The 25,026-nt window shown below is 35.1% G+C and carries 19 protein-coding genes and 5 pseudogenes; 6 read left to right on the forward strand and 18 right to left on the reverse strand.

Annotated elements, in window-relative coordinates; translation table 11 throughout:
• Positions 1–578, reverse strand: a 578-nt coding sequence (locus tag GX308_03880; protein NLK21220.1) for a DUF2935 domain-containing protein, incomplete at its 3' end; no start/stop codon positions are given.
• A gap of 212 nt (positions 579–790) precedes the next feature.
• Between GX308_03880 and GX308_03885 the strand changes: the two genes are divergently transcribed.
• Positions 791–2,119, forward strand: coding sequence for an MATE family efflux transporter (locus GX308_03885; protein ID NLK21221.1), 1,329 nt, complete (start codon positions 791–793; stop codon positions 2,117–2,119).
• A gap of 6 nt (positions 2,120–2,125) precedes the next feature.
• Here GX308_03885 and GX308_03890 read toward each other — a convergent pair whose 3' ends face one another.
• Positions 2,126–3,562, reverse strand: a complete 1,437-nt coding sequence (locus tag GX308_03890) for a sodium-dependent transporter (GenBank protein ID NLK21222.1) — start codon at positions 3,560–3,562, stop codon at positions 2,126–2,128.
• 87 nt (positions 3,563–3,649) lie between these two features.
• On the opposite strand from GX308_03890, the gene GX308_03895 reads away from it, so the two are divergent.
• Entirely contained in the window at positions 3,650–3,856 is a 207-nt protein-coding gene (locus GX308_03895) for a hypothetical protein (GenBank protein ID NLK21223.1), read from the forward strand.
• A 95-nt stretch (positions 3,857–3,951) separates the two neighbouring features.
• On the opposite strand, the gene GX308_03900 is transcribed toward GX308_03895, so the two are convergent.
• The 3 genes and pseudogenes from GX308_03900 to GX308_03910 form a co-directional block, all read right to left on the reverse strand.
• Positions 3,952–4,416 carry a (2Fe-2S)-binding protein gene (locus tag GX308_03900; protein NLK21224.1) on the reverse strand — a complete coding sequence of 155 codons (465 nt, stop codon included), beginning with the start codon at positions 4,414–4,416 and terminating at the stop codon, positions 3,952–3,954.
• Entirely contained in the window at positions 4,410–5,249 is an 840-nt protein-coding gene (locus tag GX308_03905; GenBank protein ID NLK21225.1) for a xanthine dehydrogenase, read from the reverse strand. Before GX308_03905 ends, GX308_03900 begins: the two co-directional genes overlap by 7 nt.
• Positions 5,246–7,654, reverse strand: a pseudogene (locus GX308_03910) (xanthine dehydrogenase family protein molybdopterin-binding subunit). Before GX308_03910 ends, GX308_03905 begins: the two are co-directional and overlap by 4 nt.
• A gap of 162 nt (positions 7,655–7,816) precedes the next feature.
• Here GX308_03910 and GX308_03915 point away from each other — a divergent pair.
• Positions 7,817–8,347: a 50S ribosomal protein L25 gene (locus tag GX308_03915; protein NLK21226.1), complete on the forward strand. Its 531-nt coding sequence runs from the start codon at positions 7,817–7,819 to the stop codon at positions 8,345–8,347.
• Positions 8,348–8,401: 54 nt separating this feature from the next.
• Here the strand turns inward: GX308_03915 and GX308_03920 are convergent, their stop codons facing one another.
• The 11 genes and pseudogenes from GX308_03920 to sufC all read right to left on the reverse strand — a co-directional run bounded on the left by GX308_03920 (position 8,402) and on the right by sufC (position 19,051).
• On the reverse strand, positions 8,402–9,529 hold the full coding sequence (locus GX308_03920) for a hypothetical protein (protein NLK21227.1): 1,128 nt from the start codon (positions 9,527–9,529) through the stop codon (positions 8,402–8,404).
• A 113-nt stretch (positions 9,530–9,642) separates the two neighbouring features.
• Positions 9,643–11,015, reverse strand: a pseudogene (locus GX308_03925) (MBOAT family protein).
• 107 nt (positions 11,016–11,122) lie between these two features.
• Positions 11,123–11,596 (reverse strand): DUF4358 domain-containing protein, encoded by a 474-nt coding sequence (locus tag GX308_03930; protein NLK21228.1) that lies wholly within the window; start codon positions 11,594–11,596, stop codon positions 11,123–11,125.
• Between the two features lie 76 nt (positions 11,597–11,672).
• On the reverse strand, positions 11,673–12,197 hold the full coding sequence (locus tag GX308_03935; protein ID NLK21229.1) for a dCTP deaminase: 525 nt from the start codon (positions 12,195–12,197) through the stop codon (positions 11,673–11,675).
• Between the two features lie 15 nt (positions 12,198–12,212).
• Positions 12,213–13,286 carry a flavodoxin-dependent (E)-4-hydroxy-3-methylbut-2-enyl-diphosphate synthase gene (gene ispG, locus GX308_03940; GenBank protein ID NLK21230.1) on the reverse strand — a complete coding sequence of 358 codons (1,074 nt, stop codon included), beginning with the start codon at positions 13,284–13,286 and terminating at the stop codon, positions 12,213–12,215.
• Positions 13,276–14,127 carry a 4-hydroxy-3-methylbut-2-enyl diphosphate reductase gene (gene ispH, locus GX308_03945; GenBank protein ID NLK21231.1) on the reverse strand — a complete coding sequence of 284 codons (852 nt, stop codon included), beginning with the start codon at positions 14,125–14,127 and terminating at the stop codon, positions 13,276–13,278. Before ispH ends, ispG begins: the two co-directional genes overlap by 11 nt.
• A 3-nt stretch (positions 14,128–14,130) precedes the next feature.
• Entirely contained in the window at positions 14,131–14,562 is a 432-nt protein-coding gene (locus GX308_03950; protein NLK21232.1) for an SUF system NifU family Fe-S cluster assembly protein, read from the reverse strand.
• Positions 14,552–15,804 (reverse strand): annotated as a pseudogene (locus GX308_03955) (cysteine desulfurase). The gene GX308_03950 and the pseudogene GX308_03955 overlap by 11 nt, the downstream one beginning before the upstream one ends.
• Positions 15,776–16,894 (reverse strand): Fe-S cluster assembly protein SufD, encoded by a 1,119-nt coding sequence (sufD, locus tag GX308_03960; GenBank protein ID NLK21233.1) that lies wholly within the window; start codon positions 16,892–16,894, stop codon positions 15,776–15,778. Before sufD ends, GX308_03955 begins: the two are co-directional and overlap by 29 nt.
• Before the next feature lie 11 nt (positions 16,895–16,905).
• Positions 16,906–18,304: pseudogene (sufB, locus tag GX308_03965) on the reverse strand (Fe-S cluster assembly protein SufB).
• A complete protein-coding gene (sufC, locus tag GX308_03970; protein NLK21234.1) occupies positions 18,305–19,051 on the reverse strand; it encodes a Fe-S cluster assembly ATPase SufC in 747 nt (248 codons plus the stop codon).
• Positions 19,052–19,224: 173 nt separating this feature from the next.
• On the opposite strand from sufC, the gene GX308_03975 reads away from it, so the two are divergent.
• Positions 19,225–19,458 (forward strand): DUF2249 domain-containing protein, encoded by a 234-nt coding sequence (locus GX308_03975; GenBank protein ID NLK21235.1) that lies wholly within the window; start codon positions 19,225–19,227, stop codon positions 19,456–19,458.
• Positions 19,459–19,483: 25 nt separating this feature from the next.
• On the opposite strand, the gene GX308_03980 is transcribed toward GX308_03975, so the two are convergent.
• Positions 19,484–20,932, reverse strand: coding sequence for a TrkH family potassium uptake protein (locus GX308_03980; protein NLK21236.1), 1,449 nt, complete (start codon positions 20,930–20,932; stop codon positions 19,484–19,486).
• Positions 20,929–22,289 (reverse strand): annotated as a pseudogene (trkA, locus tag GX308_03985) (Trk system potassium transporter TrkA). The gene GX308_03980 and the pseudogene trkA overlap by 4 nt, the downstream one beginning before the upstream one ends.
• 206 nt (positions 22,290–22,495) lie before the next feature.
• Here trkA and GX308_03990 point away from each other — a divergent pair.
• A complete protein-coding gene (locus tag GX308_03990; GenBank protein ID NLK21237.1) occupies positions 22,496–23,338 on the forward strand; it encodes an undecaprenyl-diphosphate phosphatase in 843 nt (280 codons plus the stop codon).
• 130 nt (positions 23,339–23,468) lie between these two features.
• Positions 23,469–25,019, forward strand: coding sequence for a spore germination protein (locus GX308_03995; GenBank protein ID NLK21238.1), 1,551 nt, complete (start codon positions 23,469–23,471; stop codon positions 25,017–25,019).
• Positions 25,020–25,026: the final 7 nt, after the last annotated feature.

Raw genomic sequence — 25,026 nt, forward strand, 5'->3', positions numbered from 1 at the left:
AGACTTTCGCATGGGTCCTCTTGCGTCGCCTTCTTTTCCTGAAGGGATTGCAATATTTTCTGGTAGTGCTTTGCTTCGTGGGTATCATGCTTTAACATTTCGAGATATAAAGGAATGAATATTTTACATTCAGAAACTAAGGTAATTAATTTCTCCTGAAATATGATTACCTTTTTAAGCTGGTTTAATGTTCTGGCATTAATATCGAACACTACACCTTCTAACCATTTCATATATCCGCGGTTTTGATTGCCAATCAATCTAACTTCCGATTTGGTAATCTCTGTATTAAGGCTTGCTCCTGTCAATTTCTTGTTGATTTCCTCTGCCTTTAGGGTGTAAGGTGTTACAAATTCACCGGATTTAATAGCACTTTCTGATACATTCCCGTTAGCATGGGTTACCGTTTCAGCTAGAAGATCTTCAAATACTTGCTTTAACCCATTGGCTTCTCTTATATACTCAGGATTTGTAGGTTGTAAATTAACCTGAATAAAAAACAGATGTTCCTTCATAATTCTTTGAAAGAAAAGATTTGTTTCTATAGAAATCCTTATAAACTCCTCAATTGGCAACAAAAAGACCCCTCCATTCTTATATTATATAATTATATTATTAATGGAAAAGGCGGAATATGCCTTTTGACAAAATTGGATATCTATGCTATCATTGAAGTTCTTGTGGGGTGCCACCGGGTAACCTGCATGAATGCTTAACTTTATCCCTTTAGGTCTTGGTAGGGATAAGCGTTAGGTATTTTTTTATGCACTATTTAAAAGGAGCTGATAAAATGAATACAAAAAAGTCTTTTTTACAATATGTATCAGCAAATGTTATGGGGATGATTGGTCTTTCATGTTATATTTTAGCAGATACATTTTTTGTTTCTAAAGGATTAGGGGCAGATGGATTAGCTGCTCTTAATCTATCCATCGCTATCTATAGTTTTATTAGTGCTGCCGGACTTATGATTGGCATAGGTGGCGCTACAAGGTACTCTATCCATAGAGCCCGAAATGAGCAAGATAAAGCAAATGTATTTTTCACACATTCAATAAAAATTGGTATATTATTTGGTATTGTATTCTCCCTAATTGGCTTACTTGGCTCCTCAACCCTTAGTGCTTTATTGGGTGCCAATAAGGGTATCCTTGATAAAACAAATATTTACTTGAAAACTATTTTAATCTTTTCGCCCTGCTTTATTCTTAATAATATTTTCATTGCCTTTATTAGAAATGATAATAGTCCCAAACTATCTATGATTGCTATGTTAATAGGAAGTATATCAAATGTTATTTTAGACTATATTTTTATTTTCCCCCTTAATCTGGGTATGTTTGGGGCAGCCTTTGCCACAGGACTTGCCCCTATAATAAGTATGTCTATCTTAGCACTTCACTATATAAAAAAGAAAAACAATTTTCATTTTGCCAAGTCAAAATTAAAAACTGCAGATATTGTTAATATCTGCAGCCTAGGGGTATCCTCCTTTGTTTCTGAGGTTGCATCTGGAATTATTCTTATTGTATTTAATTTGCTTATCCTAGGTATCGCCGGAAATATAGGAGTAGCTGCCTATGGCATCGTGGCTAATTTGGCATTAGTAGCCACTGCTATTTTTACCGGAATCGCCCAAGGAACCCAACCCCTTTTAAGTAAAAATTTTGGTAGGGGGAATTATGATAACATCAAAGATTTACTCCTATATGCAATATATCTATCCCTTGGAATTTCACTATCTTTGTATGTTTTAATTGTGATTTTTAATACTTCATTGGTAAATATATTTAATAGAGACAATATAGATATATTATCTAAAACTGCTGCTTATGGACTAATTATTTATTTTGCCGGCTTCTTCTTTGCTGGGGTTAATATTATCATTTCTTCTGTACTAAGCTCCATAAACAAAGCAAAATCTGCCCTTGTTATATCAGTACTCCGCAGTGGCTTTCTCATTATTCCTTTGGCTATCATTCTATCTATTTCCTTTCAAATGACCGGTGTATGGCTTAGCTTCGTTCTATCGGAAATGATAACTTTGGTTGCAGCAATCTATCTAGTTAAAAAGAATTGTTTTAAATACCTATACCCTTCATTTGCCTATGATAAATAAATAGGGTTAAGCAAACTTTTCTATATAACCTAGGATGAAAATTGCTAGGACTAGTATAGGTAAAACAAATGTTAAATAAGGCCTTAGCCATTTAGGAAACTTTAATCCCGTGCCTTCATTGGCTTCCCCAAGGAAACTATCCCAACCCCAACCATAACGGCTAACACAAAACAAAACATACACTAATGAACCTAAAGGCAAGATATTATTACTTACAATGAAGTCTTCTAGATCCAATATGGTACTGCCTTCCCCTAGGGGTGCGAAGCTACTCCAAATATTAAACCCAAGGGCAACTGGTATAGATAAAATGATAACTGCAATCAAGTTGATTAGCACTGATTTTTTTCTTGACCAATTTGAAAGGTCCATTCCAAAAGAAATAATATTTTCGAATACTGCAATCACCGTAGATAAAGCTGCAAATACCATGAATATGAAAAATCCTATTCCCCAAATCCTTCCAAGGGGCATATGGTTGAATATATTGGGTAGGGTTATAAAAACAAGTCCAGGCCCGCTCCCGGGATTAACACCAAAAGAAAAGCATGCAGGGAAAATAATAAGTCCTGCCATAATTGCTACAAAAGTATCAAGAATTGTAATGCTTAGACCTTCTCCAAGTAATCTTCTATCTTGAGAAATATAGCTTCCAAATATAGCCATGCAGCCCATACCAATACTTAGAGTAAAAAAAGATTGACCCATGGCAGCATAAATTGTTGACCAAAGTCCATTTTCCCTAATGCTATCAATATGAGGTAAAAGGTAAAATTTGAGCCCTTCCCCCGCATTAGGAAGTGTAACAGAGCGAATTACTAAGGCAGACATTATAAATAAAAGTGCCAACATCATTGTTTTGGTCACTTTTTCTACTCCTTTTTGCAGTCCTAAGGAACAAACTCCAAATCCCAAAAGACAAGCAATAATCATCCAAAGGATGCTTGCCCCAGCATTTGCAGTAAGATTGTCAAAAATAGTTTCTACTTCTGCTGATGTGATACCTACAAAATCTCCCCTGATCATAAAGAAAAGATAAGCCAACATCCATCCCGTAATGGTGGTATAAAACATCATAAGCAAGTAATTCCCCGCCATCCCAAACCATTTGAAAAAATGCCACTTGCTACCCTTTGGCTCTAAAATATCAAAGGACGTAGCAATACTTTTTTTGCTAGCACGGCCAACAGAAAATTCCATAACCATGATGGGTAAGCCAAATATTATAAGGAACAAAAAATAAATTAATACAAAAATTCCTCCACCATATAACCCCGTAATATATGGGAATCTCCATACATTACCTAATCCTATAGCACAGCCTGCAGAAATCAAAATGAATCCCAACCGCGATGAAAATTTTTCCCTTTCTTTTACCACAAAATCCCTCCTAAATATAATATATTTCTTTATTATACTGTATTTCTTTATCCATTTAAACATGAACCTGTTTAAATTTATATCCTGTCGATTTCTACACATACTATATCATGGGTATTAAATCATAATTAGTAAATTGAGGTGATTTTTATGTCAGAACAGTATTTTTTAGAGAAATGTATTATAACTGTTGAAGATACAAAGGGAAGTTACGAAGCGATGGCTATCTTGGATATTGATGTTGAGGTAAAAAAGATGTACAGGAATATGCTCACGGATATTACAAATCATCTTTATACTCTAGATAATAGACTTAAGCACTTAAAACAAGCTAATAATCCTAATACCCAACAATAAACAGGCTTAATTAAGCCTGTTTATATGATTTAGGATTATTCTGGATAAATAATTTGATAACTGTCTTTATTATTCATGAAGAACCCTTTACAAAATTAACGATTTATGACTGATTTAATAGCTTCTCTTATTTCATGATAGCCCGTGCACCTGCAGAGGTTAGATTCTAGCCACTCCTCTATTATTTTTCCAGTAGCATTAGGAAAATTCTTAATCAATCCATGGCAATTCATAATCATCCCAGGGGTACAATAGCCACATTGAATGGCAAACTTCTCCACAAAAGCATTTTGTATAGGCTCATTTTTCAATCCCTCTATGGTGACTATCTTATGACCTATTGCTTCAACGGCAAGCATAAGGCATGACTTTACAGGCCAATCGTCTACCAATACAGTACAGCCATCACAATCTCCATTTTCGCATCCATTTTTAGCCCCTGTAAGCCCTAGTTGATTCCTAATCACATGAAGAAGTGTATCTGCCGGCCTTACCATTACACTTTTTATAGTCCCATTTATGTTAATATCGATTATACTCTTACCTTTTATCTCTAACATAAGACTCCTCCCAGTTTTTCTAAAGCTTCGTCTAATGTATTTCGTGTTACAAATTTACGGTATTCAGCTGTGCCTAATATATCCTCCATTATGGGTGAGGGCAGAAAATCCATAATATTATTAAATTCTATCTTAATTTCATTGTTTATATTGTTTTGGTTGTCTTCTATTTCATATAATCTAAAGGGATAGGAACATAAACCACTAAAGGCAATTCTTATTTTATTATCCTTTTTGATAGAAGCTACTGTAACCAATGGATAATCGACCTTTCCCTGCTTTGTCTTTTTGATGTTAATATAGGGTAGGAAAATATACTCCTTATTAATGGTAATTTGTATTAGAAATTCTCCCTCCTCAAGTTGTAGCTCTTTATCAAAAATCTGTGTAAGGGGTACGGATTTTACTCCTTCTCCATCGGAAATAACCGCCTCTCCGTCTGATAACAATAAAGGAAGAAGGGGCTCTTTATAGATAATCTTGCCACAGATGTTCCCCCCTATAGTTATTTTATCCCTTGCTGTATGGTCAGCTGTATTTCTGCAAGATTGGCTAAGCAGTGGAAAAAATGCCGAATCTGATATTTGGGTCAGAGTGGTGGCGGCGCCTATTATAAGTTTATCTTCTTTAAAGCCATATATACTGCATTCAGGTATTCCCTTAATATCAATTATGGCATCAAAGTGGATCTGATTTACCCTAGCCTTACTTATAATCTCTGTGCCTCCTGAATAATAAATTGCAACTTTTCCTTGGCTTTTCAAATCTTTATATGCCTTTTGGGCTTCTTCTATAGAATTGGGTTTATAATAATCAAAATCAAATCCTATCATATAGTTTCTCCTGTCTTTGTCCTCCATATGGTCTCTGGAGTTAGTGGTAATCTATTTAAATCAGCCTGTGCTGCTATCGATAGACTATTTAGTAATGCCCCAGGTATGCCAACAAGACCATGTTCTCCAAGTCCACGGGCTCCGTAAGGTCCATCCCCTTCAGGTGTTTCAATAAATTCTACCAAGTATTCCGGTTCTTCACCAAATCGTATAGATTTATAGGTACGCAGATTCGGATTTAAGATAACTCCCATATCGTTATATATGAATGCCTCGCTACTTGCTATACTCAGTCCCATAGCCATACCCCCCATGGTTACACCTTTGGCTGCCATTGGATTTATAATTTTCCCCGCATCGATAGCTGAATTTGCCTTAACAACTTCATAGGTATACTCCTTCGTATCAAACTCTACTTCTATTCCTTGAGCGCCTATGGTCCAAAGCGGTCCCGGGGTGCCCTTGCCTGTTTCCTTATCCATACCGCTAAGGTGCCTCATAATAAAACTTCCCCGTCCTATAATTTGTCCCCCTATGGAATTGCCATTGGGGTACCTATATCCGTGGATAACCTCGGTGATATCGATATATTTTTTGGGATTGTTTTTTAAAAATGCCTTACCATCTGCAATTTCAATATCTTTGGCCTCACATCTTAGAACAATGGAGGAGATAGCCTTTATCTGCTCTATCACATCCTCGGCTGCTGCAATTACCGCATTACCCACCATATAGGTTGTACTGCTAGCAACTGTTTTCCAGTGCTCTAGATTATCCTGGGTATTCACATCTATAGAAACATTTATCCTACTAATGTCTAATCTTAATTTTTCAGCTAAGATTTGTGCTAAAGTTGTTTTAGAACCTTGCCCTAATTCAACTGCGCCAATGCTTAGATTGGCACACCCATCAGGACTAAATGTAATAACAGCCCCCGATGCAGCATCCGGCGGAGTGCTCGATGTCTTCCAAAAGCAGGCTATTCCTTTAGCCCTTACTTTGTTATTTCCAATATCGATCCTTTGTCCTTCTTCCCAATTCATTACATCCTTAAGCCTTCCTATGCATTCTGGTAAGTTCCCAATATTCGATCTAGTTAACTCTACCTGAGTTGGAGTAGTATCCCCTGGAATTATAGCGTTCTTAAGTCTTAATTCTATCGGGTCAATCCCTAGAGCGTGAGCTAATTTATCCATGGTTCTTTCTATAGCAATTGTATACTCTAGATGCCCAAATCCCCTAAAAGATGTTACGTAGGGGTGATTAGTATAAACACACATGGAATCACACCATACATTTTCAATATTGTATGGACCCGTGCAATCAGAGGCGATAGATTTAGTAATAACAGCCCCCATATCTGAATAAGCCCCGTATCCACGAGATAGGTAATTTCTGCTGCCCTTATTTTCCCATCCCTGGAAGCCCCTAATTTAACTTTAGCCTCAAGACCTATACGGCAAGGGGAGCTTATCATATCCTCTTCCCTTGAATTTACAATAATAACTTCTTTACCATCCACCGCCTTAGATGCAAGATATGCTATCATCTCTAACTGAACTGCAGCCTTTCCTCCAAAAGCTCCCCCTACCATAGGTGTATGTACAGTAATTTTGCCCGTGTCAATATTAAAGTGTCTGCTCAACTTTTTCCTTATAATGTACGGTCCTTGTGATGTAGAATGGATAATAATATGCCCATCAGGTCTTATTTCTGCCCTAACCGAACGGGTTTCCATAGCTATATGATCTGATTGAGGGAGAAAAAAGTCCTCTTCTACTATCACTTCACTCTTTCTCCATCCTTTTGTCATATCACCCTTTCGAATCTTTACATGGTTGGCATTATTTGTCCCTGGAACTGGAGTACATGCCTTCATTATCCTGTAATTTCCTAAATTCTCGTGAACTAATGCTGCCCCCTGCTTTAGAGCATCTCCAGGCGAGTTAATAACAGGAAGCGGATCATATTCTACTTTTATCATTTCTACGGCCCTAGAAGCTTCCAGTTCACTTTCTGCAATCACTACAGCAATAGGTTCTCCAAAATATCTTACCTTTTCAACTGCAAGGGGAGGGCGGTCTTCAACAAAGGTTCCTGTGAGAACCCCGCCGGTGTCACTCCCTGTTATAATTCCTTGTCCCCCCCGATGCTTTAGATGCCCGCGATATATCTATAGCCTTAATTTTAGCATGGGCAAACTTGCTTGTAACCATTTTACAGTACAGAATTCCCGGGATAATGACATCACTATTAAACTTTACCCTACCACAGGCCTTATCCATACTATCTATCCTAATGACACTTTTTCCTACTGTTACTGTGGTTTCCAATATGCAACCTCCTATATACCCATATCTGCTTATTTTACAGATATATTTTCCATTTATTGAAATTTTATTCATTGGTGGTTTGTTCCAATTTCTACCTTACAAATAGTATGAATACCACATTTGACATGCATTACCACATATGGTATAGTACTAGAAGGCACTCCATCATAAATAGATATGCCTTCTAATATTTTCAACTCAATACATACTATCATTTGCCAAGGAGGTTTTAAGATGTCTGTTAATCAAATTACTGCATTAAAAAGAACTGAGAATGGTAAAAAAACAAGAAACCAAGGATTCATACCAGCTGTTGTTTACGGTAGGGGCATAACCACTGAAACAATAAAATTAGATAAAAATCTTTTAGTTAATATCCTGAAAAAATGTGGTGAAAAAGCAAAGTTAAATCTAGTTATAGATGAAGAATCCAGGGTTGCAATCATAAAAGATATAGACAAAAAACCAATAACCAACGAAATCCTACATATGGATTTACAATTGGTTGATAATGAGGAAATAGTTCGTTGGGATATCCCTATTGTTTATGAAGGCAAAGAGCAACTTGAGGCAAAAAGATTCCTCTTGGTGGTTAATGAGCCGCAAATTGAGGTGGTTGGTAAGGTAAAAGATATACCCGATTCAATCACTGTGGACATAAGACAGAAAAATAGAAATGATATCATAACTATTGAAGACCTAAATCTTCACCCAGAAGTTAGCCCTATCAAACCTAATGAAACCATCGTTAGTGTTATAAAATAATAAAATAAAGACTCCCTTTGGGGAGTCTTTATTTTATATATATCTGGTACCATATTATAGCTTTATTTTTGATAAGCTTGTATCTGTTGTAAACCCGGATACGTTATACAAAATAAGTATTGTATCTATATGGTTTTCTTTTATATATTTTTCTAAACTTAGGTTATAGTATCTTGGGTCAATTACATGGATGGTTTTATAATGACTTGTCAAAAAAGGAATCATTCCATTGGCAAAGGAATCCTTTATAATAAGCAAGTTCTTATCACTATCAATATCTGTAGTAATGGTTAGTAACCCATGATTCCCATCCAAAAACATAGCATATTTATCTTTTTCTTCTAGATGATTTAATTCATATATAGAATGAGTTTTTTTGTTTTCGTCTTTATAGTCAACTATGGTTTTAACAGGATTTTCAGGTGTAAAAATTTCTATAGTATCTCCTGTTTTTCTACTCTGTCTAGCTTTTGAATAATAACTCCCAAAGAAATTGCTGCTTACAGCTTCCTTATTAAAATCTTCTAAAGGAATAGGGGTGAGTCCTTCTGTCTCCATAAAGCTTCTATAGCCATAATAAGCGCCTTCTGTGGTCCAGTGGTGGTCTGTCTTATAAAAAATATAGTCCTTCTTATTTTCCAATAGAGAATCATAAACATCAACAAATTTTAAACTATCTTTAGTTCTACCTTCGATATACTCCAGTATTTTTTCTTGGGGATAGGGGGCTGCATAGTTTGGTAGCTTATCCTTGTATATGGCTACAGAATTGGGGACAAGAAGCAAAAGTATATCCTTAAAGCTTTTCTTAGAAAATTGCAAAATACTTTCTATATTTTTATCTAATATCTCCTCAGAAGGCCTTTCAAACTTTTCTAATAAAAAGCCATCTTTCCCAAAGTATATGCCATTATTCTCGTTTTTGCCTATGGATATTTCAATCTTTGACTTCAAATCTATCCAAAAATCTCTGGCAACAAACTGATCTGCCACATAGTCTTCCACTTCATCTCTTAATTTCCCCGATATAAGGGCCTTCCTCGTTATCTTAGGCCTTTGCTGAAGCATACGATTCTCAAAGGTGGAAAACCTACGGTTTGGCAGAATTAAGTTGAAGATAAGACCCATATATATAATACCACAAAATATCCCAATGGTGAGTTTGTCCTTATTAACAGTCATTAGATATTACTCCTTTTATAAAGATGCTTTATGGTACAAAGGGTCTAAAGATACAAACAAAATCCTTTGCTATGCTCAGGATAACAAAAATGCAAATATATTAATGGGAGATATCAAAATCTAAAATATAAGAAAGGATTATAGGTACTATCAACTAGATAGGCTATGGAAAAAATCATGATTATCAGTAAACTACACCTAAGAAAATACCTTTTAACCCTTTAAATATTGGCGTAGAGCAAAATACTGATAAAAGTAAAATTACCCCATAGCTTGTTAAATAGTATAAAAACCTTTTATCATAAAGGGGTAGTCCCACATATCCCAGCATTACTTTAAAATACCTAAGCCCATCTACTATATTTTCAAAAGCAAAAAGTACCCATCCAAATATTATTAAAATTATGGCATAAATATGTCCGATTATAGGATGTACTCTGTTTAACATCTTTAGAACAAAGACTTTTTCAAGGCTTAAAATAATTCCAAAGTATATTCCCCACAATATATAATTCCAACTGGCTCCATGCCAAAATCCAGTTAAAAACCAAACGATAGCAATGTTTCTAAAAAGTTTTACTTTTCCTACCCTATTGCCTCCCAAGGGAATATATACATAATCCCTAAACCATGACCCTAAGGATATATGCCATCTTCTCCAAAATTCCGTGATGCTTTTTGAGATATATGGATAGTTAAAGTTTTCAAGAAAATCAAATCCCAGCATTTTGCCAAGTCCTATGGCCATGTCTGAGTAGCCACTAAAATCAAAATAAATTTGAAAGCTAAAGGCAATAATCCCTAACCAAGCAGTAAGAATTGTCATATTATTTATAGATAGTCCACTTATCTCATCCCATAGCATACCTATATTGTTAGCTAACAATACTTTTTTGCCCAAACCGATAACGAATCTTTCTATGCCCGAAGTAAACTGTAAGGTATTTTCCTTTCTGTTATCCAGTTGATTGGCGATGGTATTGTATTGGACAATGGGTCCTGCTATTAGTTGTGGGAATAAAGTAACATAGGCTCCAAATGAAATAATGTTTCTTTGAACCGGGGATTTGTTAAGATACACATCTATTGTATAGGACATCGTCTGAAAAGTATAAAATGAAATCCCAATTGGCAATGGCAGGTCTACATAAGCAAAATTAGTACTAAATAACTCATTGATATTTTGAATAAAGAAATCTGAATACTTGAAGAAGGCTAGTAGTCCCAGGTTAATCGCAATAGAGGATAAAAGTAGTAACTTTGTTTTTAGTTTATTACCTCTATACTTATCAATAAGAATACCATGGCTGTAATCTACGAGAGTAGAAAAAATCATAATAGTAATATAAATTGGTTCTCCCCATCCATAAAAAATAAGGCTTGTAATAAACAACACTGCATTTTTAAACCTTCTAGGAACTGCATAATAAATCAAAAGTACAATCGGCAAAAAATAAAATAAGAAAAAAATGCTACTAAAAACCATGGTTATCATCCTTTTATCTATGAATATAAAAGAAGTACCTCATAGATGAAGTCACTAAATAGCTTAATAATGACAAGATTGATAATTATTATTAGGCTTTTTCAGGTTTATTTAAAATAACTGTTAAATACCTCCTGTGCTTTGTCGGCATCCTCATCGATAACAAATAAAATATACTTCCCCTTAACTTCTAATAAATAATTTTTTGCAATTTCATATTGATCCGGCAAGTAGTGTTCAAAGCTTTGCTTTACCATTTCTGCTCTTTGTTCAACATTTTTCTTAACCTCTTCAACCTTTGCTTCATCTTTAACTTTAATTACCGCTAATTCATTGGTTTTGATATTCATCATAGGGATTTTAACCGCATATTCTTCCAATAAACTTAAATCAATGCCATAAATTTCATTTAAGGTCGTATCATCTAGGTCCATAAGTATAGGCCATTCCTTCTCCCCCTGAATTTTATCGACGATTTCGGATACCGGTGCACTGGCTTCCTTACCAGTTTTTGTGCCACACCCTACTGCTGTTAAAACCACTAAAACCATTAATCCTAAAATTGATATTATTTTTTTCACTTTTACAGCCTCCTAATTTTATGTCTATGGATTTATACATATATTTGACGTAATCTCGTAAAAATATGTTCCATGATTATTTTATTTCGAAATCCTTATATAATAAGCTTGGTTGGATACCGGTATTGTTTTGGTATTTGCCACTTTTGTATTTTTCGTAGGTCCCTTCTATGGCATGATAATAGATTTGACAAATTTCGATATTAGGATAAATTTTAATGGGTTGGATACAGTGAATTTCTAGAGTCCAGTATCCGGAAAACCCAATATCTCCAAAGCCCGCTGTGACATGGATAAAGAGTCCTAATCTTCCTATGGAAGACCTCCCCTCAAGCATCGGGATAAAGTTTTCTGTCCTAGTGTATTCTTTGGTTCTACCAAGATAGAGTTTGTTGGGCTCTAAAATCATTCCGTCTTCTGGGATTATGATACTTCTTGCCTTATTTTCCTTTTTCATATCTAACACATTATCTTCATAGACTAGTAGTTCGTTATGAAGCCTTAGATTATAACTGTTGGGATTAAGTTGATTTGAATTAAAAGGCTTTATAAATATATCTTTTCCAATCCTATTTTGTATTTCTTTTCCCGATAAAATCATTTTGGTCTCCTTAGATTATAACTTTTCGATTTCTTTTAGTAGTTCATCTACTAGATTTTCTTCTTTTACTCTTTTGATGATTTCACCTTTTTTAAATATGAGCCCCATACCATTGCCGCCAGCTATGCCGATGTCTGCTCTTTTGGCTTCCCCAGGACCATTTACCGCACATCCCATCACTGCTACTTTTATAGGTTTATTCACCTTTGCCAATTTTTCTTCTACTTCTTTTGCTATTTCGATTAAGTTGATTTGGGTCCTGCCGCAGGTAGGGCATGAAATAAATTCTATACCATCTTCTAAAAGGCCTAAGGACTTTAGGATATCTCTTCCTACTTTGATTTCTTCTACAGGGTCATCGGTAAGGGATACTCTTATGGTATCTCCTATGCCTTCGGCTAAAAGAGCACCTATGCCGACACTAGATTTTATGGTTCCCATCCTTCTAGTTCCTGATTCGGTAACACCTAGATGGAGGGGGTAATCAACTTTTTTGGATAGAAGCCTGTAGGATTCTATCATTTCCATAACATCTGAAGATTTAACAGATATAGCAATATCAAAAAAGTTAAACTCTTCTAGTATATCAACATGTCTTAGGGCGCTATCTACTAAGGCTTCAGGGCATACTTTTCCATAGCTCTCCAAAATATCTTTTTGAAGGGAACCAGAATTTACCCCTATTCTAATGGGTATTCCCTTATCCTTAGCTGCCTCGACAACTGCTTTAACCTTATCTTTATTTCCGATATTTCCTGGATTTATCCTAAGGGCGGCTACTCCGTTTTTGATAGATTTAAGGGCTAGTCTATAATCAAAATGTATATCTGCTACTAGGGGTATTTTTATTTGCTTAATAATTCCACCTAAAGCCTCACTGGCTTCCATATCGGGGACTGCACATCTTATAATATCACATCCTGCTTCTTCCAAAGCCCATATTTGAGAAACCGTAGTCCTAATATCCCTTGTATCCGTATTGGTCATTGACTGGACTTTGATTGAAGCGTCTCCGCCAACATAGGTATTTCCTACTTTGATTTTTTTTGTACCTATTCTTTCCATGCTTTTACACTTCCTACTTTTCATTTTTTATCTTATTAATTATATCATTTATAACCCAATCTGGGGTGGATGCCCCTGCAGTAATTCCTATCTTTCGTATATCGTTTTGATTTATTATATCTTTAGATAGTTCTTTGCTATTTTCTATAAAAATAGTGTTCTTGCAATTAATACTGCATATTTCAAATAATTTTTTGCTATTAGAGCTGTTTTTACCCCCGATAACAATCATAAGGTCAACCCTTTTTGAAACCTCATCAGCGCTATTTTGTCTTTCTTTAGTTGCATTACATATAGTGTTAAAGGCTATTACTTCTTTACATTTTTTCGAGACGATATTAACTACTGTTTCATAATTAATTAATCTTTCTGTGGTTTGGGAAGCGATACATACCTTATCAGGAAGATTATTCAAATCACTACCATCCTTGGTTATTATGGCAGTATTATCACACCATCCATTAATCCCTATTACCTCAGGGTGGTTCTTATCCCCTACTATTATTATCTGATAACCTAAATCATGGTATCTTTTTGCCTTTTTATGAATACTTGAGACAAAGGGACAAGTAGCATCTATCATATTCGCGCCAGTTTTTTTTATTTTATCTATGGTATCCTTAGTCACTCCATGGGATCTTATTACTATGTTATCTTTATTACTTAAACTTTCTATTTCATTATTTGTAATAGGATTAATATCATTATCTTTTAGGCGATTGATTACATCACTATTATGAATAAGAGGACCTAGGGTATAAGTATCGGTTCCCCCTATTTTTTCATGGTTGACTGTCATCTCCACAGCCCTTTTTACCCCAAAACAAAACCCTGCATGTTCTGCTATTATTATTTCTTTATCCATAATTTAGTTAGCTCCTTTTATAGCTTCCTTTAGGGTATGCCATGAAAGAACGGCACATTTTACCCTGGCTGGCATATTTGAAATATTTTTAAAGGCTATGGCATCTTCTAGGATTCTTAAATCATCTTCGTTTATAATTTCTTTTTTTATCATAGATATAAAGATATCAGCCATATTAATGACTTCCAAGATAGATTTATCCTTAATAATGTCTATCATCATGGAGGTTGAAGCTTGGGAAATAGCACAACCGCTTCCTGTAAATGCTGCCTCTTTAATTTTATCTTTGTCAAATCTAAGTTCTAGGGTTATATCATCTCCGCAACTGGGATTATGACCCCTCTCGGTACAATCAGCATGGTCTAGCCTTTTTTTGTTATGACTGCTTTGGCTGTGTTCCATAATCAATTCGGTGTATATTAAATCAAGCTCCATACCTTAACCACTTCCTTACCAGTTTAATACTTTCTATAAAAATGTCAATTTCTGAGCTGGTATTGTATAAATAAAAACTTATTCTTGAAGTTGCAGACACCTTTAAATATTTCATCAATGGCTGAACACAATGATGTCCCGCCCTAAGAGCTACTCCATAAGAATCTACTATACTAGCTACATCATGGGGGTGACAGCCCTCAATATTAAAGGAAATTACAGCTCCCCTACTATCCAAATCCATAGGACCATATACCTTTACATAGGGTATTTTAGTCATACTTGATAAGGCGTAGGCTGTAAGCTTCCTTTCATGTCTATTTATATTACTAAAACCAATTTTATTCAAATAGTTAATGGCCGCTGCCAATCCTATAGCCCCCTCCACATTAGGAGTACCTGCCTCAAGCTTGTGGGGTAGTTCATTAAAGGTTGTTTCTTGCTCCTCTACATATTCAATCATATCTCCGCCCATAAGAAAGGGAGGCATAATTTCTAAAAGTTCTTTTTTTCCATAGAGCACACCTATTCCCATGGGACCAAGCATTTTATGTCCAGAAAACACCAAAAAGTCAGCATCTATATCTATAACATCTGTCTTAATATGAGGGATACTTTGGGCCCCATCAATGACAACTACAGCCCCCTTTAAGTGGGCATATTCGGTAATCTCTTTAACAGGATACACAGTTCCTAAGACATTTGACATATGGGCTATGCTCACCAGCCTTGTTTTGCCAGTAATCTTAGTATACACTTCCTCCATGTTTAAGGAGTAATCTTTATCTAAGTATAAATATTTTAAAATAGCTTTTTTTCTTTAGCTACCTTTTGCCATGGAACAATATTACTATGATGTTCCGATATACAAATTACAATTTCATCCCCTTCCCCTATATATTTCATACCATAGGAATGTGCGATAAGGTTAAGGGCTTCCGTAGCATTTTTTGTAAATATTATTTCCTTAGGGGATGAGGCATTAACAAATTCCCTAACTATGTTTCTAGACTCTTCGTATAACTTTGTGGACATAACTCCAAGATAATGGGCCCCCCTATTAGGATTACCATTAAAATTATTATAATAATCTCTCATTTTGTCCAGTACCATCTTAGGCTTATGGGTTGTGGCGCCATTATCCAAATATATTAAGGGTTTTCCGTTAACTTCTTGATTAAGAGTCGCAAAATCTCTGCGTATTTTCCTTATATCAAATTTTTCCATGGAGCAACCTCCCATGTATTTCTTTATCTATAATTTTTCTTAAGTGTTCTAGAGGAATTTTATCAATAATAGGATTAAAGGAGGCTTGTACTGCAATCTTCATAGCTTCGCCTTTGCTAAAACCACGGCTCATCATATAAAAAAGTTTTTCATTATCTACCTTTCCTATGCTAGCTGCATGCTGACCCCGAACATCATCTTCGGAACAAAGAAGTAGGGGTATAGATGTTGTTTTCACATTTTTATCAAATACTAGGACATATTCTTCTTCACAGCCTACTGCTTTACTAGCTCCAGTCTCAAAATCAATAGTACCTTTAAATACCTTTTTTGCCCTATCTTTAAGGGCTCCTCTTGTTTGGATATTACTTATACTTCTTTTTCCCCTGTGGTTCATGAGATAGTTTAAGTCTATTTCTCTCTTCCCGTCACCTAGATAAATAGAATCTATATATGCCTCGCCATTATCTTTGAGATTGTTAGTATAATTGGTTACAGCCTTTTTACTTCCTATTTCTACTTGTATATAATTTACCCTTGCCCCATAATCGATATAGGCAATATTCGAATCAAAATGATAAGACTTATCATTCATTCTTTGTATCTTAATAAGAGTTATATCGGAGCCTTCTTTTGCAAAAATTTTTGTTATACCGTTATGAAGGGTCTTCGTATAATCTAATGTAGAATAATCAATAATGATTGTCAATTTAGAGTCTTTCCCTGCTATTATAATGTTTTTATCTACAACTAGATTGTTTTCATTATCCAATTCATACTCTAATCTAATGATATCTTTTGCTTTTATACCTTCGGGAACATATGCAAATATTCCCGTATTATAGGAGTTTTCCCCATGCTCTGCTAGTTCTTTAGATACTCCATATTCTAATTCATTCCCAATTAAGCTTCCTGTATAATTTTTTATATCTATGGCATTGTTAATTTTTTTAATGATTATATCCTTATTAATGGTTTCCCTGAGATACTCCTTCACATAGGGACTCTTTTCCATATTAATGTTTTCGTTTAGATTAAACTCATTTACATTAAGCCACCTATAGGTAGCAACAGGGAGTTTATTCATTGCTTTAGTAATTTCCAATATTCTCCCCCCTATCCTATACTTCCTTCAAGTTCTAGTTTAATTAAATTGTTCATTTCCACTGCATATTCTAAGGGTAATTCTTTAGCTATTGGTTCCACAAAACCTCTAACTATCATACCTCTGGCCTCAACTTCATCTACTCCCCTACTCATTAAATAAAAAATGGCCTCATCGCTAATACGTCCTATTTTAGCCTCATGACCTATATCTACCTCATCATTATTTATATCCAATACCGGTATAGTATCCGATTTAGACTTATTATCTAACATGAGGGATTCACAAGATATGGTAGCTTTTGAATGAAAAGCATTGGGGGCAATTTTCAAAGTTCCTCTATAGATTGCACTGCCTCCATCCTTAGAGATGGATTTAGAATTAATTGTCGATGTAGTATAAGGGGCAGCATGAATTATCTTAGCTCCCGTATCTAAGTTTTGTCCCTCTCCTGCAAAGGTTACCCCTGTAAATTCTGCCCTTGCTCTTTCACCTTTTAAAATGCTCATGGGGTACAGCATCGAAACCCTAGAACCAAAAGAACCAGATACCCATTCAATTATTCCATCTTTTTCTACAATGGCCCTTTTTGTATTTAGGTTATACATATTTTTTGACCAATTCTCAATAGTACTATATCTTAATCTTGCATTTTCTTTAACAAAAAGTTCTACGCATCCAGCATGTAAGTTATTTACAGAATACTTTGGAGCTGAACAGCCTTCTATAAAGTGAAGAAATGCTCCCTCTTCAACTATTATTAAAGTATGTTCAAATTGCCCTGCCCCCGGGCATTCAACCTAAAATAGGATTGTAAGGGTATCTCCACACTTATCCCCTTAGGTATATACACAAAAGACCCCCCGACCAAACAGCACCGTGTAGAGCTGCAAATTTATGATCATTTGGTGGTACACATTTCATAAAATATTTTTTTACCACATCTTCGTATTCCCTGACTGCACTTTCCATATCCGTATATATTACACCTTGTTTTACCAATTCCTCTTTAATGCTATGATAAACCACCTCTGAATCATATTGGGCACCTACCCCGGCTAAAGATGCATGTTCTGCCTTTGGTATCCCAAGGGAAGTAAAAGTATTCTTTATATCCTCCGGTACATCCTCCCAAGAATATTTCATATCCGTATTGGGCCTTACATAGGTTACTATATTCTCTATATCCAGCCCGGATATATCTGGTCCCCAGTTAGGGATATCCATATTGTTATATATTTCTAAAGATTTTAGACGAAAATTAGTCATCCAATCCGGTTCATTTTTTTCTCTTGAAATTTGTGTTACTATTTCTTTTGTTAGGCCCTTGTCGGTTTTAAAACTATAGGTAAATTTATTTTTTTTATCATATAGCCCTCTATTTATATCCTCCACTTTATCACTTCCAATCTACATATGACATCTAAATTTATCAAAACCGTCTTTTTCTATTTCTTCAATCAGGTTTAAATTACCGGTTTTTATGATTTTCCCATCGATTAATATATGAACAAAATCGGGTTCTAGATACTCTAGTATGCTACTGTGATGGGTTATAATTATAACAGCATTTTCAGGGTTCATATATTGCTTTACCCCTGTTGCGACTACTCTAACAGCATCTACATCAAGACCTGAATCTGTTTCATCTAATATTGCTAATTTCGGCTCTAATATCAACATTTGGAGAATTTCATTTTTCTTTTTTTCCCCTCCTGAAAAACCTTCATTTAAATATCTAAGGGAATATTCCTGCTGTATCCCTAGAAGTTCCATTTTTTCTTTTAGCATTTCTCTAAAGGCAAAAATTTTAATGGGTTCACCAGTCTTTGCCATTTTTGCTGAACGGAGGAAACTTTCTACTGTAATCCCTGGTATCTCTTCAGGATACTGAAAAGACAAAAACATTCCAAGTCTTGCCCTTTCATCAACTTTTAAGTCATTAACTGGCTGATTTAAAAAATTGATTAGTCCCTTGGTGATTGCATATTTAGGATGCCCCATAAGAATATTTGCCAAGGTAGATTTTCCTGCCCCATTAGGTCCCATGATTACATGGACCTCTCCCTTTTCTATTTCTAAATTAAGTCCCTTTAGAATATCATTTTCTCCAATTTTTGCATGCAAATTATTTATTGTTAATAGTTTATTTGACATATTCATAACTCCTTATAATTTATCCTAATGTTTTTACTTTAAATAATATACATTTTTTTACTGTGATTACAGTCACGGTTTTATTACATAATTAAGGTTATTATAGAAACATATAAAATAACAAAAAGTACATAATAACTAAGAGTTTTTTAAACTATGAGGAGGATTTTACTATGTCAGAATTTACTGCACAGGTAGATGCAAGAATTTATCCATCAAAGGATAAACATGCTGTTATTTTTGATACCTTTCATAATCTAAAATCAGGTCAAAAGATGGAATTAATCAACGATCACGACCCTAAACCCCTTCATTATCAAATGCTTGCAGAATACGAAAATCAGTTTGATTGGGAATATTTAGAGAAAGGACCTGAAGTTTGGAGGGTTTCTATAAGCAAAAAATAAGTCCATGGTTAACCATGGACTTATTTTATACCTCATTTCTCCAACCTTTAGGAACAAATAAAGCTATGATTGTAAACAATTCTAGTCTTCCTAGGAGCATGAGTATTGAAAATAGGGCTTTACTATATGGACTAAACTCACTAAATGTTCTAGTAGGTCCCACAAATCCAAAACCAGGACCGACGTTTCCGAGGGTTACAGCTACGGCACTAGCAGAACTTTCCAAATCAATTCCCTCAAGGCAAATGATAATAGTTGATACAATAAAAATAAACACATAAAGGGCAAAAAAACTAGTGATACCGGATATCGTTTCCCCTTGGATTATTTTATCTCCATTTTTAATAGGTATTATAGCCCTAGGGTGGAATATCTTTTGAATGTCTCTTTTTATAAGCTTTAACAGTACTAAAATTCTAATGCTTTTTATACCCCCTGCGGTGGAGCCTGCACACCCTCCAATAAACATTAACATGAATAATATTCCCTTAGAAAAAGACGGCCATAAATCAAAGTCCGCTGTAGCATAGCCCGTAGTGGTAATGATTGAACTAACCTGAAACAATGCATCTCTTAGAGCAAATCCCATGCTTTTATATATATTTGTCCTTAAACTAATTGCTATTAGTATTACGGATATAGTAATAATTCCTAAATATAACCTTAATTCCTGGTCTTTTAATACTTCTTTCCACTTACCTTTGATTAAAGAATAATACAACGGAAAACTAACCCCCGATAATATCATAAATACAGAAATAACAATATGAATATAGGTACTATCATAGGCCCCAATACTTTTATTCCTAGTTGAAAACCCCCCAGTTCCTACAGTTCCAAAGGTATGGACTGCCGATTCAAATAAGTTCATACCCCCTAGCATGAGCAATATTATTTGTATAGCTGTAAAGGATAGGTAAGTTATATATAGGAGTTTTGCCGTATCCTTTATCCTAGGAACAAACCTATCAGCAGTAGGCCCCGGGCTTTCCGCTTTAAAAATTTGAAAACCCCCTACTCCTACCATGGGCAGAAGGGCAACGGTAAATACCAGTATTCCCATCCCACCTATCCAGTGGGTAAATGAACGCCAAAATAAAATCCCCTTAGGCATTCCCTCTACATTGTTAACCAATGTAGCCCCTGTAGTGGTAAAACCCGAAACCGTTTCAAAAAACGCATCCACGAAGGTAGGAATACTCTTTGAAAATACAAAAGGCAGCGCCCCAAAGATAGAAATCAAAATCCATCCAAAGGTAGCTATAGCTAGTCCTTCCTTTATTTTAATCGTGTCCTTATTTACCTTTAGACTATACATAATGTAACCAATAAGTCCCGTCAGTAGCATACAAAAAAGAAAAGGATATTTATCTTCCTGATTGTAATATATCGATATTAAGAAAGAAGGAATCATGAATATAGCCTCAAGCATAAGCATGACGCCTAATATCTTTCTTATTATTTTATAGTTCATCTAAATAATCCACCTTTCCTCGGCTTTATAAACATCTCTAAGGCCGGAACATCAGAGGATAAGCAGAAAATAATTAATCTATCATCTGGTTCTATGATAGTATTCCCATTTGGAATAGTAACCTCACCCTTTTGAACTACTGCGCCGATGATGATTCCCTTAGGCAATCCCAATTGTGAAAGAGGTTTCCCAATTATCCTTGAATCCTTTATTGCTATAATTTCGGTAACCTCTGCTTGTTCCCCTAATAATAAGGATACTGAAACTACCTTACCACCCCTAATAAATTTAAAAACATTACTAACTGCAATATTAACCGGATTCAGGGCAACGTCAATCCCTAAGTTATCAATTATCTTCACGTAATTAGGCCGGCTTATTTTTGCTATGGTCTTACTTACTCCTGCATGTTTTGCCATCAGGGACATTAAAAGATTTTGCTCATCATATCCTGTTGCCCCAATAAAAGCATCCATCGAATATAGGCCTTCATCTTCTAGGAGATTGATATCCGTTCCGTCCCCATTAATGATTAAGGCTTCCTCTAATCTTTCAGACAAATATCTACATCTGTCTTCATCCTGCTCTATTATACTTACCTTAATGCCTGAAGATTTAAGTTTATTGGCTAAATAATATGCTATATTGCCCCCCCAAGAATCATCAGTTTTTTGATTTTAAATCTCTCAATATTAAAATTAAATTTTTCGCTTAAGCCATTAATATTTTTACTACTACCTATAATATGAATTATATCATCTTCGCTTAACCTGGTATCCCCATGGGGAATTATCATTTCATCTCCTCTTGATATAGCTGCAATAAGCAAGTTTTCTAGTTCATTAATATCTGCAATTTTCTTACCAATAAGATCTGGCATATTCCTTAAACTAAAATCTACAATCGAAACCCTTCCTTTGGCAAAATCTTCCGAATAAAAATTATAGCTCTTAAGCAAATACCTCGCTATTTCATTAGAAGTTGCCAGTTCTGGATTTATGATATGATCAATCCCAAGTTCTGTTTTTATAAAGTCTATTTGCTTTGTATACTCGGGATTTCTAATTCTTGCTATGGTTTTTTTACAACCTAGTTTTTTCGCTAAACTGCAAATGATGGCATTTGTTTCATCACTAAATGTCGTAGTAATCAATAAATCGTAGGATTTAATATTTAATTCTTTTAGGACTTCTATTTCTATTCCATTAGCTGAAACAGTTAGTACATCTAGATAATCATTTATCCTTTCTAATACCCTAGCATTTCTATCTATTAAGGTAACATCTATATCTGCATTTATCATAGCCTCTGCCAGCTTATAACCAAGTTTGCCAGCGCCAACTATAGCTACTTTCATGATATCATCTCCTTTAATTTATCTATTATATCACAGTATTTTTTGTATTCAATATCCGCAAAAATAATATTATAAAATCAAAGTGGAATTAATATAAATAATGTGATATCATTTTTATGTTAGTTACCTATTGGACTTAAATTGAAACCTTTAGGGTATATAGGGATAAACTTTATATATTTATAAAATAAGAAAAGGGGTATATGATGGATAGCATTATTTTCATTATTAAATCTATACTATTAGGTGTAGTAGAAGGAATAACTGAATTTCTACCGGTATCTTCCACAGGACATTTGGTTATTTTCCAAAATCTAATTCATTTTAAAGGAACCAGCGGAAACTACGTTGAGATGTATACATACGTAATACAATTAGGGGCGATACTTGCTGTAGTTATTCTTTACTGGAAAAAGATAAAAGATACCTTAATTCATTTTTTCCCTCAAAAAGTTGGTTATGAGAAATCAGGATTCAAGTTCTGGTTTATGATATTTATTGCCTGCATTCCTGGAGGAGTTTTTGGAATATTATTTGATGACTTAGCAGAACACTATTTATTTTCCCCTGTTCCTGTCGCGATTACCTTATTTTTAGGGGCATTGTGGATGATTTATGCTGAGAAGAATTTTAGAACTACTAAGGGTCGTCAGGATTTAAACGTATCTGTAAAACAAGCTATAGTAATAGGATTATTTCAGTGTCTAGCAATCATTCCAGGAATGTCAAGATCTGCCTCAACAATCATCGGTGGCTGGGTAGCTGGTCTTTCTACAGTCGCTGCTGCTGAATTTTCTTTCTTTTTGGCAATCCCAGTTATGGTTGGAATGAGCCTCTTAAAGATTATAAAGATAGGAGGCCTAGGGGTTCTTAGTTCCCTAGAAATAATTTCTCTTGGAGTTGGATTCATGGTTTCCTTTGTTGTGGCTTTGGTAGTCATTGATAAGTTTATCTCCTATCTAAAGAAAAAACCTATGAAAGTCTTTGCATATTATAGGATGGCTTTTGGAATTGTAGTGTTACTAGCTGGGATTTTAGGACTGTTTTAATTTTTATCCTAATTATCTCTTAAGATATATATATTCAAAAAAATTATAGCAGGCTTCCTGCTTTTTTTTGTATAAATTCTACTTAAAAGTGATAACCTATCCTATAAATTGTTTTTTAGGAAGTGATTAAATGACCAAATTTCCTCGTAAAATTCAAAAAAAGCCAGTAAAACATCCCCCCACAAATAAAGAGATTGGCAGCATTACAAATTGCCTAACCGGTGATTTGAAGATAGACTTAGATAATTTCAAAGGCATCTTTCATTACCCAAAGAATAAAGACTTTATTGTCCGCCCGATATATATCAATTCTCTTAAACTAAATGGTGTTTTGTTCTATATGAAAGGTACTATTTGCACAAATACCCTGACTAGGGATATTATACTTCCCCTAATGGATGTGTCCCCCTATATTTCAGGAGAAGATGCCATCACGGAGATTACAAATAATATCATTACTAATAAAAATGTTAAAACGCTGACCGTGCCGACCCAAATTACCACAAATATCGTTAAGGGGAGTACAATACTTCTTATAGAGGGATATAAAGGGGCAATTTCCTTTTCTACCGCCGATTTTGAACATCGCCCCATCGAAAAACCAGTAATTGAAAATACTATAAAAGGACCAAAGGAGTCCTTCATAGAATGTGCCGATGTAAATTGTTCCCTCATACGAAAGTACCTCAAATGTGAAGAGCTAATCACTGAGGAGGTTGAAGTCGGTGTAAGGGGTAAAGATGCCGCCTATATGATGTATGTAGAAGGAGTTTCAGACCCTGATTTAATCTATAATATCAGAAACAGAATCAATAATATAAATACTGATAACGTCTTAAGTATCTCAATTCTTGAACAATTTATAGAAGATAGAAGCTATTCTCTCCTTCCTACCATGCTATATACAGAACGCCCCGATAGAGCTGCTGCCTTTTTACTAGAAGGTCATGTAATTTTGATTATGGATGGCTCTCCAGCTTGTTTAATTGCTCCTGCCACCTTTTGGACTTTTTTTCATTCTGCAGAAGACCAATACCAAAGGATGCCCTATGGAAACTTCATTAGGACTATAAGATTTATAGCGCTTTTTATTACATTGCTTGTTCCCGGTTTATATGTTGCCATAACCAGCTTCCATGTTGAAATGATCCCCAGTGATTTGGCTGTATCCATAGCTGCTGCTAGAGAGGTGCTTCCCTTCCCTGTTATTACAGAAGTCCTTCTAATGGAAATATCCTTTGAATTAATTAGGGAAGCCGGGGTAAGGGTGCCTACTACTATTGGTCCTACCATAGGGATTGTCGGTGCTTTAATACTCGGCCAAGCTGCCGTAGAAGCAAACATAGTAAGCCCTATATTGGTTATTATAGTTGCCCTTACAGGATTATCTTCTTTTACAATACCCGATGTTTCTTTAAATTACGCGGTTAGGATATCCCGATTTATATTTGTAGCTGCAGGAGCTTTTATGGGTTTTTTGGGGATTTCTATTTGCCTTAGCATATATCTTACCTATGTGATTAATACTACCACCTTTGGGGTACCCTTTTTATCCCCTGTTGCTCCCCATTATCCGTCATCTACCGATACCCTTTTTAGGGACCCCATCTGGAAACAATGGCTTAGACCCTTTAATATATCCTCATTAGACCCTAGAAGAAAAGGTTCTGCAAGAAAGTAGGGATGAA

It is taken from the genome of Candidatus Epulonipiscium sp., assembly GCA_012519205.1.
In the GTDB taxonomy this organism is placed as follows: domain Bacteria; phylum Bacillota; class Clostridia; order Lachnospirales; family Defluviitaleaceae; genus JAAYQR01.